This is a genomic window from Pseudoalteromonas sp. SG43-4 (genome assembly GCF_014164325.1).
In the GTDB taxonomy this organism is placed as follows: Bacteria; Pseudomonadota; Gammaproteobacteria; order Enterobacterales; family Alteromonadaceae; genus Pseudoalteromonas; species Pseudoalteromonas distincta.
The window spans coordinates 1-15,772 of sequence record NZ_JACJFB010000009.1; the positions used below are offsets into that span (position 1 = coordinate 1).

Genomic DNA, 15,772 nt, shown 5'->3' on the forward strand with positions numbered 1-15,772 from the left:
TTATTTACAAAGGTCATACCGACAATAATGAAAAATAAAGCTCCGATTACGAAAAATAAAGCTCCTAAAATAATCCTATGAGTATTCATTCTCTTCCTAGAACATAACAATTTAATAGTGCGCTCATCGCGCATATTTCTGCCGACGTCACGCTCATTTTTCTGAATGATATAGTTTTAACAAATAGTTTAAGGTATTACTATTACTAAGTTTCTGAAACTTTAAAGAAAAGATAAATAGAACAATATGCGCTCAGCGCTCATTTTCATGAATATATGCGCAAAGAGCAGCCTTACCAATCAATTCACGACGATATTTGGCCAATCTCAATGACCGCTTATCGCTCATTGTTGCCTGTCAGGTTAAGTCTAGTGAAATAGATTGCATTGCATAGTTAAAGTTTTTATATTGTTCGGCAATATTTTATTTGGTGCTAATAAAGCACTGCGTGCAAAGGAAAGCATGTGAATTATAAAAAAATGTACTACCCAGTTAAGGCGCTTGCTGTTTTATCTTTAGTTGCTGTTGCTATTAAGTACTGGATGCCAACTGAAATTGGCTTTGCGTTTATACTGTTGCCTTATTTGCTTCTATATTTTTTAGCTAACGCTAAAAACTATAAAAATAAACGGCTCATTTTTATTAGAATTATAGCTGCATTACTTACTATTACTTTAGCGGCAGTACTTGTCTTTGGTATTGAACCTGACCCTCAAGCTGGGATTGGTATTATGTTTTTGCTGATAATGCAGCTAGCTGCAATTAGTGCCTCTGAATTTATTATATTATTCTTTTATATTGATAATGATTAAAAAGCAAACTGCTCATTTACAGTTATTACTGTTTAGTTGCTTTGTGGTTTGAACTTAGTAAAGACTAAGCTCTTCTGTAATCTAATTTTAAAGTTAAAAAAACCTAAAAGCGGTTACCCACTTTTAGGTTTTTTAATGTACTAGTATTTAAGGCTAAATTAGCTATTGATCATAATACATTTGATATTCACAAATTCGCGCATACCAAAGCCGCCGTGCTCTCGGCCGTAGCCACTTTCTTTAACACCACCAAACGGTAGGTTGGGTTGAGCAAGGCCGTAACCGTTAATGTTGATCATACCGGTATCAAAGTGCTTTTTAGCTAGTTCAATGGCTTTTTTCTCATCTTTAGAGAAAATACCGCCGCCTAAACCGTAGCGAGAGTCGTTAGCGATGCGCATTGCATCGTCGTTGTCTTTGGCTTTAATAAGCGAAGCTACTGGGCCAAATAATTCGTCGTCATAGGCTGGCATACCAGGGGCTAAGTTATCTAGTAGAGTAGGTGGGTAGTAGTAGCCCGTTTGCGAAGGTATTTCGCCGCCCGTTACTATGTTTGCACCTGCTTTAACTGATTCCATTACTTGGTCGTGAATCCCGTCGCGTAAGTCTTCACGTGCCATTGGACCTAAGTCTGTGTCGTCTGCCATTGGGTCGCCCATTTTCATGGCTTCAAATTGCTCTTTAATTTGCGCTTTAAAGTCATCGTAAAGTGACTCTACAACAACGAAACGTTTAGCTGAAACACACGTTTCACCGTTATTGATCATGCGCCCGGTTACACAGGTTTTAACTGCAAGCTCTAGGTCTGCGTCATCAAGTACCAAGTAAGCGTCGTTACTACCAAGCTCTAACACTGTTTTCTTAACGTATTTACCTGCTTCTTCTGCTACTTTTTTACCTGTCGCATCACTACCGGTAAAGGTTACGCCGCTAATTGCTTTGTGCGAAATTAAAGAACTGGCTGTTTTGCCGTCGATAAGTAGATTGTTAAAGCAATACTCTGGGAAACCAGCTTGTTTAAATAGCTCTTCTATTTTTTCAGCCATGCCAAATACATTACCAGCATGCTTTAATACGGTTGTGTTACCCGCCATGATGTTAGCAGCACTGTAGCGAATTACCTGATAAAGCGGAAAGTTCCATGGTTGAATGCCTAATAGTACACCTGTTGGTTGGTAGCTGATAATTGCGCGGCCGCCGTCCATATCACGTTCTTCGTCAGCAAGTACTTGTGGGCCTTGTTCGGCTGTATAACGACAAATTCCTGCACATAGTTCAACTTCTTGAAAGCCTTGCTCGTAAACTTTACCCATTTCTTCGGTCATGAGTTTTGCAATAGCTTCTTTTTGATCTTCAAAGAGTGAGGCTAACTTATTAAGGTATTTTGCACGTTCAGTGAATGACGTTAATCGCCATTTTAAATATGTTTCGTGAGATTTTTCGATTACCTGTTCTGCTTCCTTTTGAGAAAGTAGTGTATAGGTTTCAATGGTTTGCTCAGTTGCGGGATTAATCGTTTTAACTGTGTTACTCATTTCTATCTCCTTACAAATTTAGTTATTTAAAAGGTGCAAGGCTAGAGCCAGTTTTTATAAAAAGTTGATTTTGTTTTTATCCATCTGATTTTATTAATTAAATTTATATTTTTGCTGAAAGAGGATTTTTTAAATATAAAAATTGAGGTGCTCGAGGCAGTAAAATATTCTGGGAGTTGCAAAATTTACAACACCCTCTGGGACAAACACAGAGCTTTATATTAGCTCCTTTGCAATGCGCTTTAATAAGTAAGTTTCTCGTAAAATAGAAAGCCCTTGTTTTTCACTGTTAGCAATGGTGCGCTCGTTATGTGCAATTGCGTCGTTAATATCAACCCATTTAGCTGTCATGCCATTTTGCTGCTCGTAATGCTCTAACTGCGCTTTGCCAAACTCGTCGGCTATACTACATACAAAGCAATACGATTTAATATGAATAATATCAAAATCGTCTTTATACCAAGGGCGATACTCTTCATAGAGTCCAAAGGCTTTAACTACACTTATTTGTTGTGCACCGGTTTCCTCGCTTAGTTCGCGAATTAAGCCTTGCTCAATACTTTCGCCGTCATCTACTCCACCGCCGGGTAGGCTGTAGTCTTCATAACGGTTTGTATACATTAAAAGTATTTTATTATTTTTAATTACAATGGCGCGAGCTGTTAAGCGTGTAAATTGAGTACCTTGGTCAATATTAATACCTGAATGTATTAAGGTTTTTAATTGCTGCATTTCGTCTCCTTTTTTAGGTTTTTAATAATAATAGTTGCTACCATTCTATAAATAGAAACGATTTTAATTATTAATCATAATTTGTGATCGATTTTTTTCAGCATACGTAAATATTAGGTTGGTAACATTAATAGCATTTAATCGCTTAAGTTTATTTTAAAAATAAGATTCTGGGCGCACCTTTAAATTAATATCAAGGATGCGTAGAATAAGAAAAAAAGCATAGGGATTTATCATGTTAGACATACTTTTAGTAGACGATGACGTCGAGTTTAGTGACGTTGTATGCCACATAGTCGAATTCCTCGGCCACAATGTAAGCACCGCAACCAGTTTAAAAGAAGCACATCAATGGTTTGAAAATAATACTTTTGACCATGTGCTGCTTGATTTTATGTTGCCTGATGGTAGCGGTTTGCACTTACTTGATCACTTAAAAACGATTGGGCAATCTCCAAAAATTACACTTATATCGGGTCATCCTTCAGTTAAAGGCATTTTAGCTGAGATGTGTGAGCCAAATGTAGGGCATTTATTAAAGCCATTACAACGCGAAGATTTAGAACTGGTTTTAAATGGCCCTAAAAAAGCAGTTAAAAAAGCAAAGTCGGGCGGTATAACGCGTCACTTTGGTGGTTTAATTGGTGAATCTGAGCCAATGCAAAAGCTTTACAACATGATTGAACGTGTAGCTAAAACAAATGCTAACGTGATGCTTATGGGTGAAAGTGGTGCAGGTAAAGAAGTAGTGGCTCAAGCTATTCATAACGCAAGCCAGTGCGAAGGGCCATTAGTTGCTAGCAACTGTGGCGCACTTTCAAAAGAGTTAATTGGTAGTGAGTTATTTGGCCACGAAAAAGGCGCATTTACAGGCGCAATTGCACGTAAAGAAGGTGTATTTGAGCAATCAAATAACGGTACTTTGTTTTTAGACGAAGTAACTGAAATGCCAATTGATATGCAGCCAAATTTACTGCGAGTGCTTGAAACTAAAAAGGTAACACGCGTAGGTGGTAACAGAGAAATACCAACCAATTGCCGTGTTATTTCAGCTACTAACCGCTCGCTTACCGATTTGGCACAAAATAATGTTATTCGTGAAGATATTTACTTTAGGTTGGCTGTTTTTCCTATTGATATACCGCCACTTCGCGATAGAAAAGAAGATGTACCTTTATTAGCAAAAGCCTTTTTAGATCAACTTAATGACGAAAACGGCACTGCCTTTAGTTGGACTGCCGCACAGCTCAAAGAGCTGCAAAGCTATGAATGGCCGGGTAATGTGCGAGAGCTCCGCCATGCTATACACCGTGCATTTATTATGAGCGACCCACAAACCAGCGACATTATTTTACCTGATAACTTAGAGTCACCCTTTTCGCGCGTTAATAATCAAGCTGCCGAAAAGCCTGTATCAGCAGGGCAAACAATTGAAGAAGTTGAAAAAGAACTTATTCATGCAACGCTTGATAAGGTACAAGGTAATAAAACGCTTGCTGCACAAATGCTGGGTATTAGTACTAAAACACTTTATAACCGCCTTAATGCATATGGCGGTATTGGCGAATATAAATAGATTTGAGGAAGGGCATGACATCCGATAACCAAACAGAGCAACTCAATAAATTAGTACACGATGCAAGAGGGCCGCTAAATCGTATTTCGATGAATGCTGAGCTGATTAAATTGGTACTTGAAAACGATATGCCAAAAGAAAAAGCGTTAGATGCACTTGATAAAATTATCAATAATTGCCAACAGTGCAGCGAAAGTTTGCAAAAAATATCAGACTCTCAATAAATATTAAGTGTTGTATAAACTTTAATTCGGGAAGCTAAATGAGCAAGAAAAAACAGCAAGGTAAAGCGAATATCACTTGGGCAACATTTATGGTGGTTGTGCTAGGTATTATTGTGGGCAACGCATTTTTAGCATTGAATACGATTCAAGGCTTAACACAAACCCAAAAAAGTTTAGACAACACTAGCATGCTAACCACTGCAATTGAGAAGCTGCATCTATCCATAGTGCAGGCTGAGTCTGGGCAGCGTGGTTATTTATTGACAGAAGAGACTGACTATTTAACGCCGTACTACGATGCTGTAGGCCAAATTGAAGCGCAAACAGATCATGTCAAGTCGCTTCACTCTGAGATTGACGGTCAAGCTGAGCGTATAGCCCAGTTGTTAGTTCTTGTAGATAGTAAAATTAAAGAATTAAAACAAACTGTAAACCTTGCGCTAGATGACAAAGAAAGACGTGCGTTGTATGTATTAAATACGCATAAAGGAAGAAAGCTTTATAAGCAAATTAGAGAGTATGTTAATGAAATTCAAGACCGTGAATTACTCTTTAAAGTAAGCCATTTTTCTAAATTAGCACAGATTAAAAATGAAGCTAAAATTACATTCGCTATAACAGCAATAACGAGTGCGTTACTGATTATTGGTATGTTTATTATGACGCGCCTTAATTTAAGAAATGCAGCACAATATCGTTTTGAGCTTGAAAAACAAAACGAAACATTAGCAATGAAGGTTTCTGAGCGGACACAAGAGCTAACATTATATTCAGATGAATTGAGCCGTAGTAACCGAGAGCTTGAAGAGTTTGCTTTTGTAGCAAGCCATGATTTACAAGAACCTCTTAGAAAAATCCAAGCCTTTAGCGACCGTCTTGAAACCATGTTTAAAGATGAATTGGGTGAAAAGGGGATGGATTACATTGGGCGCATGAAAAATGCAGCGCAGCGTATGTCTAACTTGATTAACGACTTATTAGAGTTTTCGCGAATTACAACGCGTGGTAAAGATTTTGATGACACGAATTTAAATGAAGTTGTAGCTGATATATTAAGTGATTTAGAGATAGCGATAAAAGAGTCTGAAGCACAAATTGATGTAGATGATTTGCCAGTTATTCAGGCCGATAAAAGCCAAATGCAGCAGCTGTTTTTAAATTTGTTGTCGAACGCTGTTAAATTTAGGCGTCCCGACGTAAACCCACACATAAAAATTAGTTATCAAGATGAAGATATTTTCAGCTCTGATCATAATACTCATTTAAGTTTTCAAGTTATTACCATAGAAGATAACGGTATTGGTTTTTCACAAGACTATGCCGATAAAATATTTGTACCGTTTCAACGCTTACATGGACGCTCACAATATAAAGGCACGGGTATTGGCCTTTCTGTATGTAGGCGTATTGTGGAGCGCCACGGCGGAACAATTACAGCCCAAAGTAAAGACGGTGAAGGTGCAACCTTTATTATAAAACTACCTGTGGAAGCTGAGCTTTTCACATTGCAAGGAGAGGCTTAAATGCCCTATTCAAAAGTAAAACCGATTACTATTTTAATGGCAGACGACGATGAAGATGATCGTTTGTTAACACAAGATGCCCTTGCTGAAAGTCGTGTACTTAACGAGCTTCACTTTGTTGAAGATGGCGTTGAGTTGCTTGAGTATTTAGAGCGTAAAGGTAAGTTTGAAGACAAAGCAGTTTCGCCGCGTCCTGGACTTATATTACTTGATTTAAATATGCCTAGAATGGATGGCCGTGAAGCGCTTGAAGCTATAAAAGGAAACCCTAACTTAAAGGGAATTCCGGTTGTTATATTAACTACGTCTAAACAAGAAGAAGACATGGTTAAAGGGTATAATTTAGGTGCTGCATCTTACATTACAAAACCAGTAACGTTTGATGGTTTGGTTGATTTGATGAAAACGCTAGGAAAATACTGGGTAGAATTTGTAGAGCTACCGACAACATTTAACGATTAATGGAGATTGTATGTTAGATAAAGTGACTCAGTTGCTGCTTGTAGAAGACGATGAAGATGATTACATACTCACCTGCGACTATCTGGACCAATTGGATTCACACACGTTTAACATTCAATGGATAAGCTCTCCAGAGCAGGCAATTGCAACGCTTAGTAAAAATGAGCACGACATTTGCCTGCTTGATTACCGCTTGGGTGCATCGAATGGTTTAGATGTATTAAAAGAAGCAATTGCCAATGGCTTTAGCGGACCGATTATTATGCTTACCGGGCAGTCAAACGACGAGTTAGACTCGGCGGCGCTTGATGCCGGTGCAGTAGATTACTTAATTAAAACAGAAATGAGTTCGAGCCGCTTTGCGCGAGCTATTCGTTATGCTTTGGCACGTAAAGATGTTGAAGGCGAGAGAGTAGAGCGCTTAAAAGCTGAAGCCGAAAACCGTTCAAAAGATCGATTTTTAGCTCATTTGAGCCATGAGTTACGTACTCCTCTATCGTCTATTTTAGGCTACACCGAACTGTTAATGCAGAGCGATTTTAGTCAGCAAGCTGAAAATGAATTGGGTGTTATTTATCGAAACGGTAAACACTTATTGAGCTTGTTAAACGACGTGCTCGACTTATCTAAAATAGCAGCCGATAAACTGGAACTTACCCTAAGCGAAGTTAACCTTGATAGCATGCTTGCCGATGTTTACACGCTAATGCGCGTATCGGTGCTTGATAAGGGCCTTACGCTGCGCTTTGAATCACATCAGCCATTACCTTTGGTTGCACGACTGGATGCAACAAGAGTTCGTCAAATTTTAATAAATTTAATAAACAATGCGGTTAAATTTACCGATAAAGGCGAAATTGTTGTTAATGCGTGGATGCAATGGGTTGATGATCGCGAAATGCTATTTTTTAGCATTAAAGATTCAGGTATGGGCATTGCCCCTGAAAAACAAGAACTTATATTTAAGCCATTTGAACAAATAGCAGATGTAGAATCACGCTCTGTAGGTGGCGCAGGCTTAGGTTTGGCAATATGTGCTGAATTGTTAGCGCGTATGCACGGTGATATTAGTTTGCACTCTGAAATAGGCAAAGGTTCTACATTTACGATTTCGGTATATCCAGGTGATATTAGCGAAGTAGAACGACAAGTACTTAATTTTAGTAGTGCCCCACAATTACAAAGTAAATCGGCTCCATGCAAAGTGCATGGGCGAGTGTTAGTGGTTGATGATTTACGTGATTTACGCATGCTAGTTGGTCATATGATCAGTACCTGTGGTGCGCGCGTAGATTATGCCGAACATGGCCAGCAAGCACTTGAAAAAGTACGCATAGCAGATGCGTATAAAGCGCCTTACGATATTATTTTTATTGATATTCATATGCCTGTAATGGGCGGCAAGGAAGCCACCATAGAGCTTAGAAAAATGGGCTACAAAGGCCCAATAATTGCGCTCACTGCCGCTACGATGAAAGGCATACATGAGGAGCTTGCTGCACTTGGTTTTAACGATGTAATACCAAAGCCTGTTGATAGCGCGGCTTTATATCAATGTTTGCAAGATTACTTGGTAGCGCCAGAGCATGCACCGCAAGCTAAAGATATAAATTGTAGTAATGGCTTAACCGAGAAAAAGCAGCGCTTTTTACTTGTGGAAGACGATCATGATGCAGCGCAAATTACGCAACTACTTTTAGAAAGTTTAGGCGTTGAAACCGTCATTGCGTCTAGCTGCGCACAATGTTTGCAAATACTTAATCACGACCAGCAATTTAATAAGGTATTGTTAGATATGCATTTACCTGATGGTCGTGGCGTTGACTTAGGCCAGCAAATTAATGAACGATACCCTGAATTACGTTTAGTGATTGTAAGTGGCGCAGAGCCAGATCCAAGAGAAATAAAAGATTTAAATATTGACCGAGTTTTACTTAAACCTATTAATTTGAGCTTACTTGAAACGCTTATTAGCTAGGGCCTGTTTATCTTTCGAGGTTAAATTTGCAGCAGTTTATTTGGTATTTAGGCAATGCAGAGTCTATGTAATGTGGTTATTCCCCATAAATAGGCGATAACGTAGCACAAATGCCAAATATGCGCTGCCCGAAGGGTTCTGTCCAGGGGCTATTTACTCTTTGTTGCCTACATGGATGTAGGTAAGGGGCGTGAGCAGGACGCGGAAGCTTTGCTCGGTTTTTACTTATTCTTACAGGGATGTAAGTCAGTAGAATAACGCAGGAGCAGTTATCGAGCCCACTAGGTTACAAATCTCGCGCCGCGATTAAATAGCCCCTAGATTGAACAAATTTTAATCCTGAAAGGTCAACAGGTCCAATAACTGAGACATTATTTATATGCATTCAATAAAGTTAGTATCTGAAGAATTAACACCATCAAAAGTAGTGTGTGTTGGTCGTAATTATACAGCACACATTGCAGAGCTAAATAACGAAACGCCAGATCAAATGGTTTTATTTAATAAGCCAAATAGCGCAATTACTAATACGTTATTTGCAGCTCACAACGGCGATACGCTGCATTATGAAACCGAGCTATGTTTTGTAGTTAAAGATAAAAAATTTGTAGGTGTTGGACTCGGCCTTGATTTAACTAAGCGTACTGCGCAAAGTAAATTAAAAAATAAAGGGCTTCCATGGGAGCGCGCTAAAGCGTTCGACGGCTCTGTAATTTTAACTGATTTTGTAGCGCTAACTGATGCAATGAAGCACTTTACCTTTGAACTTAAAATTAATAATGAAGTGATTCAGCGAGGTGATACTCATTTTATGCTGCACAACCCTGACTCAATTTTACAAGAAATTAGTGAATTTATGAGCTTAGAAGACGGTGATGTAATAATGACAGGTACACCGTCGGGCGTAGGTGAGGTAACAGCTAAAAGTATTTTTGCAGTGGCGCTTTATGCTAATGATCAGTGTTTGCTTGAGCATCAGTGGCAAGTAAGTAAAAATTAATGACTTGCTGTTGGTAGTGTTTATCAAAGTCAGTAAAGGTGGTTTTAAGCCAATTATGCTGACTTTGTTGATACTCAGGCGATTGAAGTACATTATTTTTTAATGCGCGGTTAATTTTTTTAAGGGCTTGCTCTGCAAAATTATTAGGTGCTTTAGCCGCACAGCCTATTGCTCCTCTTATAAATTGAATGTCATTTTCTGCAATTGGCACACTTTCTATATTCGTATACTCCCCTTGTTTATTAAAGTAATCAGCCATAAACGGGTAATCAATTGAGTAGTCTAAAAAGCCGTGACTCAAGCGTGCTATAACAGCCTGACTTTCATTTTCGCTACTCCAACTTAACGAAGACTCTTTATCTCGTTTTGTATTTTCAATAATTGTATTAATTTTAGTTGTAAATTTACGTGCAGCCGCTTGCCCGTATACATATTGCGGGTCGGTTAATAAATTAATAAGGTGAATAGGCGAGCCGTGCTTTTCTTCTAATTGCGGCTTTAGATCTTTAGTCGTGATAATTGAAAATGGGGGATATACCGTTGTTGGATTTGAGTAGTTAAGTTGTTGGTTATTATTTTTTTTATAAATAACACACGGAAAACATACATTTTTCCCTTCATTTAAATATTTATTTATACGCTGCTGAGGAACAATTAAGCGAGTATGTTTTACATCAGTTATGGTTCTGATGAGTTGCTCGGTTAGGTTGTCGCAAATACCGCCTTGTGGTGCGCTTTCACTTTTAGCTATATGAAAAGGGGGCGTGTAACTTTGCAGCCAAATAATCTCTTCTAGAGGTTGTACTTTTTGCTCAACGGCGTGCGCGTTGAATACAATTAATAAGCAAAATGCATAGTATCTGTTTTTCAGCATTGATAAGTGTTCGTTGAATTAAGAAAACTTAATAAAAGTATAGTGTTGGTTGTAGTAGGGTCAAATATTTTAGTTTAAAAGCAACCTCATTCAAGGCTGCTTTTAACTCATACATGCTTAATAAGGCATCGGATGGTTTCTAAATATGGTGTTAATCTCACTAAGAATTTCGTCGTTTAGCGTTATGCTAAATGCGTCTATATCTTCCTTTAGTTGAGCTATAGATGTTGCCCCAATAATTGAAGAAGTTACGCCATCTACTTGGTTACACCATGCTAAGGCTAGTTGTGCTGGAGTAATATTGTTTGCATGAGCCAGCTCAACATACTGCTTAGTGGCTTGCTCTGCATTGGGTGTATCTCTAAAAATACCGTTACGCTGCATGAAGGTCCAACGAGAACCTTCTGGGCGAGCACCGTTTAGGTATTTACCCGTTAATAAACCGGCTGCTAAAGGCGACCACGGTAAGTAGGCAATATCTTCGTGTACACATTGTTCTATTAAATACGGCCAGTCTTTAGCGTGCGCTAAGCTAAACTCATTTTGAATAGATACCATACGCGGTAAGTTATGCTCTTTGGCCAAACTTAAAAACTGGCTTATACCCCATGGCGTATCGTCAGATAAACCGCAGTGCTTAATTTTACCTGCTTTAACACATTCATTAAGGCCTTCTAGAATATCAAGCATACTAGCTTGCTGCTCTTGTGTATTTACGTCGGTAAATTTAAGAGTGCCGGGCCATTGTCTGCCAAAGTGAGGGGTAGAGCGGTTTGGCCAATGTAGTTGATATAAATCAATGTAGTCTGTTTGAAGTCGCTTAAGTGAATCATCCACGGCTTCTATTACTGTTTGGCGAGTAATATTGCCGCCATCACGTACCCACGATAATCCATTGCCTGCAATTTTTGTAGCTAGTACCACATCGCTGCGCTTTTGCTGATTACGCGATAGCCAATTGCCAATAATTTCCTCGGTTTTACCATAGGTCTCTGGCGAAGGAGGTACAGCATACATTTCGGCTGTATCAATAAAGTTTACGCCTTGCTCTAGCGCGTAGGCTATTTGTTCATCAGCGTCGCTTTGAGTATTTTGTTTACCCCAAGTCATACTCCCTAGGCACACTCGAGATACGTTTACGCCACTGCTACCTAGTGGGTTGTATTGCATAAAAATTCCTTAACTAAATTAGTTCTGAGCATGGCTGATTAAAGCCGATAAAAGAGGCTCGGAGATTGGGGCTTTTTGCCCTGTAGTAAAATCAAACATTACAACTTTAGATGCACCCGTAGTCGTTATTGCTTTTTGCGCATGGCTGTAAACGGTGTAGTTCATGGTAAAGCGATCTGTTTTAAGATCTGTAATTGTAACGCCTACAGTGAGTGTGTCGGGAAAAGTTACTGGGCGTTTATAGCGAACGTTATTTTCGCTTATTACTGGGCCCACACCGTTTGGGCTTATTGTGTCGAACAGATTTATTTTATTTAAAAAGTCGATTCGGGCTATTTCAAAGTAACGTAAATACACTACATTATTTACGTGTTGTAGCGCATCCATATCAGCCCATGCTACGGTGATATCGGTATGAATAGGGTGCTGATCTTTAAACGTTTGCATTATTTATTGGCCCTTGATTTTAAAGTACTTAGATTATCAACATGGTGTTACGAGCTCAAGGTAATTAATGGCATGTTTTTTTTATAAGATGATTGTACCTGTTTAATTTTAGGTCTACAGTTAAATTACACAGACACACAAAAACACACACAAAGGTAATAATATGCAGAATATAATTAATTGGTCCTTAGCTTGTTTGGTTTTTATAGCCTCTTTTACCTGTTACGCGATGGGGAATGAATCTGGCGCTATCATTTTAATGTTGGCAGGATTTTTATTTGAGGTTATGTATTGGCTACGTGGTTATAAGAGATCGGAGGACAATAAACACTTTTTTTAATCGTTAACTAGGGCCTGTTGACCTTTCAGGATTAAAATTTGTTCAATCTAGGGGCTATTTAATCGCGGCGCGAGGTTTGTGACCTAGTGGGCTAAGTAAAAACCGAGCAACAAAGAGTAAATTGCCCCTAGGCAGAACCCTTCGGGCAGCGTATGTTTGGCATTTGTGCTACGTTATCGCCTATTTATGGGGAATAACCACACTACATAGGCTCTGCCTTGCCTAAATACCAAACATACTGCTGCAAATTTAACCTCGAAAGATAAACAGGCCCTAGGCTTGCTTATCACATTTGATTCTATAATAATGACTGTATAAATAACCAGTTTTTGTTGTGGTGATGAAGAAGTTTATTCACATAGACATGGATTGCTTTTATGCAGCAGTAGAAATGCGAGATAATCCAAAACTTGCATGTGTACCGCTTGCTATTGGAGGCAATAGCCGACGAGGCGTGCTCTCAACCGCTAACTATATAGCTAGAGAGTATGGCGTGCGATCGGCTATGTCGAACTATCATGCTAAACAATTATGCCCCGATTTAGTTATTGTCCCAGGGCGCATGGCTGTATACAAAGAAGCTTCAAACCAAATACGTGAAGTATTTAGCCGCTATACAAACTTAATTGAACCCCTTTCTTTAGACGAAGCCTACCTAGATGTAACAGACAGCACCGCTTGTAAAGGCAGTGCCACACTTATTGCACAGCAAATAAGAGCCGATATTTACAATGCTACAGGGCTCACTGCATCAGCTGGTATTGCACCGATTAAATTTATTGCCAAAATAGCCAGTGACGAAAATAAACCGAATGGTCAATTTGTCGTTTTGCCTGATGAGGTCGATGACTTTTTAGCGCAATTACCGCTTGGGAAAATTCCAGGAGTGGGCAAAGTAACGCTCGAAAAGCTAAATTTAAAAGGCTTATATACCGGCAAGGATGTACGTGAAAAAGGCGTTAACTGGATGCAGCAACATGTGGGTAATTTTGGTGTGTCGCTTTATCAAAAATGTGCAGGTGAGTATGTTGGTAAAGTATCCACAGATCGTATAAGAAAATCGCTGAGTGTTGAACATACCTACGAGTACAACAAAACAAGTTTGCAAGAGTGCTTAGATGAGCTGCCAAGGTTGTTAGACGAATTAGTTTTAAGGCTTAATAAACAGCAGTTACGAAACCGTATTAATAAATTGAGTGTTAAGGTGAAGTTTGCAAATTTTGTAGTGACCTCAGCCGATCAGGTATATCACGAGCTAAATACAGAAATATTTGTTCAACTACTTACTAAGGCCTACCAGCGTGGGCTACAACAGCCTGTAAGATTACTTGGCATAGGCGTTGGCATTAAAAACGAGCCAGAGCAAAACTTCCAACTTAGTATTCTCGATTAAGCTGTAAAGCCTGTAACTCCAAGTTGCCATTTATTGATAGGTTATGTGATTAGCTCATCGCTCCTTGCTGGTCTTCAATATTTAAATCGACGATAATAGGGGCTTATGTTTTCTAACAGGACCTTATTTATGGCATACCCTCAAGCGGTTAGTGCAAGCCTTGAATGCACATCTCATGATGCGCTTATTATTATTAGTAATGACTTTTCTCAGTTACCAAATAACTCATTACGTGATGCTATTTTAGCTCAAGCAAACGTAGATTCTCGCATCGGTAAGCAAGTTACTTTATTAGTAATTGAAAACAAGCGCGTTGTACTTGCGCCAACCGGTCCGTTAAATAGAGATTACGACGACGTGCGTCGTTATTTTGATGCTGCTAAATTAGCAATTAACGAAGCAAAAGCGTCGGGCAGTGTTAACCCTGCATTATTTTTACCAAATTTAAATGGCGATAGCCGTTATCAGCATGCTTTAGAAGTTGCTTATTTAGGCGCTTGCCAAGCCTTATGGCAGCCATTAGAAGCGCGTGAATATCACGGTGAAAGCATTGAACCAATTACACAGATTGGTTTAGTTGGCGCAAGCGAGCAAACTATTAAAGCTGTTAATGCAATTGCAGCTGGCCAATATGCAGCGCGTGACCTGTGTGGCACTGAACCTGAGCGTATGGCTCCCCCACGTTTTGCTGATTACTGCGTTGAATTGTTTAAAGGCTCAAACATTGCAGTTGACGTAATTGATGATATTGCAGCTATTGATAAAAACTACCCAATGCTAAGTACAGTTGCTCGCGCATCGTATGCAGTTGAGCGCCATCACCCACGTGTTGTTAAGCTTGAATATGTACCAGAGGGCGAAATTACTCGCACACTTATGTTTGTAGGTAAGGGCCTTGTATACGATACAGGCGGTGCAGATTTAAAAGTAGGCGGCCATATGGCAGGCATGAGCCGTGATAAAGGCGGCGCAGCTTCTGTTGCGGGCTTTATGAAAGCCGTTGCTGATTATCAGCCTAAAGGCGTTAAAGTGGTATCGTACTTAGCTGTTGTTCGCAACTCTATTGGCTCAGATTGTTTTGTGCCAGATGAAATTATTACTAGCCGTGAAGGTGTTCGTGTACGTATTGGTAATACCGATGCAGAAGGGCGTTTAGCAATGGGCGACCTGCTTAGCGAAATGAAAGATTTAGCTAAAGGTGAGATTAACCCAACGCTGTTTACTGTTGCTACATTAACGGGTCATGCAGCTCGCGCAATGGGTCCATACGGTGCGTATGTTGAAAATGGTCCAGCTCGTAGTGCTGGTGTTTCACGTCAAATAGCTGACCTTGGAGATTTGTGGGCCGATGGCGCTGAAGTATCGCGTTCACGCCGTGAAGACTACGACTTTATTAAACCACGTACGCTAGCTGACGATGTTTTATCTAGCAATAACGCAGCATCTGCCGTTACTGCTCGTGGACATCAGTTCCCTATGGCGTTTATGGCTATTGTTGGTGGGCTTGATAAGCACGGTAATGACTCTGCACAGCCTCTACCTTATGTTCATATGGATATAGCAGGTAGCGGTGTTGAAGGCGGTGATTGGCAGCATGGTAAGCCAACAGCTGCATCAGTAACGAGCTTGTTTGCACGTTATTGTTTGTAAGCTAAAAACTTACATGTAATAAAAAAGCCCTGTTAATTCAGGGCTTTTGCATTTTA

General features: G+C 39.5%; 14 protein-coding genes. 9 read left to right on the forward strand and 5 right to left on the reverse strand.

The genetic code is table 11. From position 1 onward, the window contains the following. The first annotated feature begins 464 nt into the window (after window positions 1-464). A complete protein-coding gene (locus H5160_RS10375; protein WP_182737394.1) occupies window positions 465-812 on the forward strand; it encodes a hypothetical protein in 348 nt (115 codons plus the stop codon). A gap of 158 nt (window positions 813-970) precedes the next feature. Here the strand turns inward: H5160_RS10375 and H5160_RS10380 are convergent, their stop codons facing one another. Further along, a complete protein-coding gene (locus tag H5160_RS10380; protein ID WP_182720831.1) occupies window positions 971-2,347 on the reverse strand; it encodes an NAD-dependent succinate-semialdehyde dehydrogenase in 1,377 nt (458 codons plus the stop codon). A gap of 216 nt (window positions 2,348-2,563) precedes the next feature. After that, entirely contained in the window at window positions 2,564-3,079 is a 516-nt protein-coding gene (locus H5160_RS10385; RefSeq protein WP_039485087.1) for an NUDIX hydrolase, read from the reverse strand. Between the two features lie 235 nt (window positions 3,080-3,314). Between H5160_RS10385 and H5160_RS10390 the strand changes: the two genes are divergently transcribed. From H5160_RS10390 to H5160_RS10415, 6 genes are all read left to right on the forward strand, one after another. Continuing rightward, complete coding sequence (locus tag H5160_RS10390) at window positions 3,315-4,655, forward strand: sigma-54 dependent transcriptional regulator (RefSeq protein WP_182737396.1); 1,341 nt, start codon at window positions 3,315-3,317, stop codon at window positions 4,653-4,655. Window positions 4,656-4,669: 14 nt separating this feature from the next. Continuing rightward, window positions 4,670-4,879 carry a histidine kinase gene (locus tag H5160_RS10395; RefSeq protein ID WP_039485081.1) on the forward strand — a complete coding sequence of 70 codons (210 nt, stop codon included), beginning with the start codon at window positions 4,670-4,672 and terminating at the stop codon, window positions 4,877-4,879. Between the two features lie 38 nt (window positions 4,880-4,917). Beyond that, complete coding sequence (locus tag H5160_RS10400) at window positions 4,918-6,402, forward strand: ATP-binding protein (protein WP_182716785.1); 1,485 nt, start codon at window positions 4,918-4,920, stop codon at window positions 6,400-6,402. Then, window positions 6,403-6,864, forward strand: a complete 462-nt coding sequence (locus tag H5160_RS10405; protein WP_039485075.1) for a response regulator — start codon at window positions 6,403-6,405, stop codon at window positions 6,862-6,864. Between the two features lie 10 nt (window positions 6,865-6,874). Continuing rightward, entirely contained in the window at window positions 6,875-8,842 is a 1,968-nt protein-coding gene (locus H5160_RS10410; protein ID WP_182720829.1) for a hybrid sensor histidine kinase/response regulator, read from the forward strand. 379 nt (window positions 8,843-9,221) lie between these two features. Continuing rightward, window positions 9,222-9,842 (forward strand): fumarylacetoacetate hydrolase family protein, encoded by a 621-nt coding sequence (locus H5160_RS10415; protein WP_154903471.1) that lies wholly within the window; start codon window positions 9,222-9,224, stop codon window positions 9,840-9,842. Here the strand turns inward: H5160_RS10415 and H5160_RS10420 are convergent. The 3 genes from H5160_RS10420 to H5160_RS10430 form a co-directional block, all read right to left on the reverse strand. Then, window positions 9,793-10,716: an ABC transporter substrate-binding protein gene (locus H5160_RS10420; RefSeq protein WP_154903472.1), complete on the reverse strand. Its 924-nt coding sequence runs from the start codon at window positions 10,714-10,716 to the stop codon at window positions 9,793-9,795. The genes H5160_RS10415 and H5160_RS10420 overlap by 50 nt on opposite strands. A 117-nt stretch (window positions 10,717-10,833) precedes the next feature. Further along, a complete protein-coding gene (locus H5160_RS10425) occupies window positions 10,834-11,886 on the reverse strand; it encodes an aldo/keto reductase (protein WP_154903473.1) in 1,053 nt (350 codons plus the stop codon). 18 nt (window positions 11,887-11,904) lie between these two features. Continuing rightward, window positions 11,905-12,333: a thioesterase family protein gene (locus H5160_RS10430; protein ID WP_002958095.1), complete on the reverse strand. Its 429-nt coding sequence runs from the start codon at window positions 12,331-12,333 to the stop codon at window positions 11,905-11,907. Window positions 12,334-13,013: 680 nt separating this feature from the next. On the opposite strand from H5160_RS10430, the gene dinB reads away from it, so the two are divergent. Together dinB and H5160_RS10440 are read left to right on the forward strand one after the other, a co-directional pair. Then, window positions 13,014-14,066, forward strand: coding sequence for a DNA polymerase IV (gene dinB / locus H5160_RS10435; protein WP_182695735.1), 1,053 nt, complete (start codon window positions 13,014-13,016; stop codon window positions 14,064-14,066). A gap of 129 nt (window positions 14,067-14,195) precedes the next feature. After that, window positions 14,196-15,716, forward strand: a complete 1,521-nt coding sequence (locus H5160_RS10440; protein ID WP_039485056.1) for a leucyl aminopeptidase family protein — start codon at window positions 14,196-14,198, stop codon at window positions 15,714-15,716. Window positions 15,717-15,772: the final 56 nt, after the last annotated feature.

Bases quoted from the DNA above. Each gene is read 5' to 3' on its own strand.
- H5160_RS10380 (WP_182720831.1), bottom strand. From the start codon at position 2,347: ATGAGTAACACAGTTAAAACGATTAATCCCGCAACTGAGCAAACCATT.
- H5160_RS10385 (WP_039485087.1), bottom strand. From the start codon at position 3,079: ATGCAGCAATTAAAAACCTTAATACATTCAGGTATTAATATTGACCAA.
- H5160_RS10390 (WP_182737396.1), top strand. From the start codon at position 3,315: ATGTTAGACATACTTTTAGTAGACGATGACGTCGAGTTTAGTGACGTT.
- H5160_RS10395 (WP_039485081.1), top strand. From the start codon at position 4,670: ATGACATCCGATAACCAAACAGAGCAACTCAATAAATTAGTACACGAT.
- H5160_RS10400 (WP_182716785.1), top strand. From the start codon at position 4,918: ATGAGCAAGAAAAAACAGCAAGGTAAAGCGAATATCACTTGGGCAACA.
- H5160_RS10405 (WP_039485075.1), top strand. From the start codon at position 6,403: ATGCCCTATTCAAAAGTAAAACCGATTACTATTTTAATGGCAGACGAC.
- H5160_RS10410 (WP_182720829.1), top strand. From the start codon at position 6,875: ATGTTAGATAAAGTGACTCAGTTGCTGCTTGTAGAAGACGATGAAGAT.
- H5160_RS10415 (WP_154903471.1), top strand. From the start codon at position 9,222: ATGCATTCAATAAAGTTAGTATCTGAAGAATTAACACCATCAAAAGTA.
- H5160_RS10420 (WP_154903472.1), bottom strand. From the start codon at position 10,716: ATGCTGAAAAACAGATACTATGCATTTTGCTTATTAATTGTATTCAAC.
- H5160_RS10425 (WP_154903473.1), bottom strand. From the start codon at position 11,886: ATGCAATACAACCCACTAGGTAGCAGTGGCGTAAACGTATCTCGAGTG.
- H5160_RS10430 (WP_002958095.1), bottom strand. From the start codon at position 12,333: ATGCAAACGTTTAAAGATCAGCACCCTATTCATACCGATATCACCGTA.
- dinB (WP_182695735.1), top strand. From the start codon at position 13,014: ATGAAGAAGTTTATTCACATAGACATGGATTGCTTTTATGCAGCAGTA.
- H5160_RS10440 (WP_039485056.1), top strand. From the start codon at position 14,196: ATGGCATACCCTCAAGCGGTTAGTGCAAGCCTTGAATGCACATCTCAT.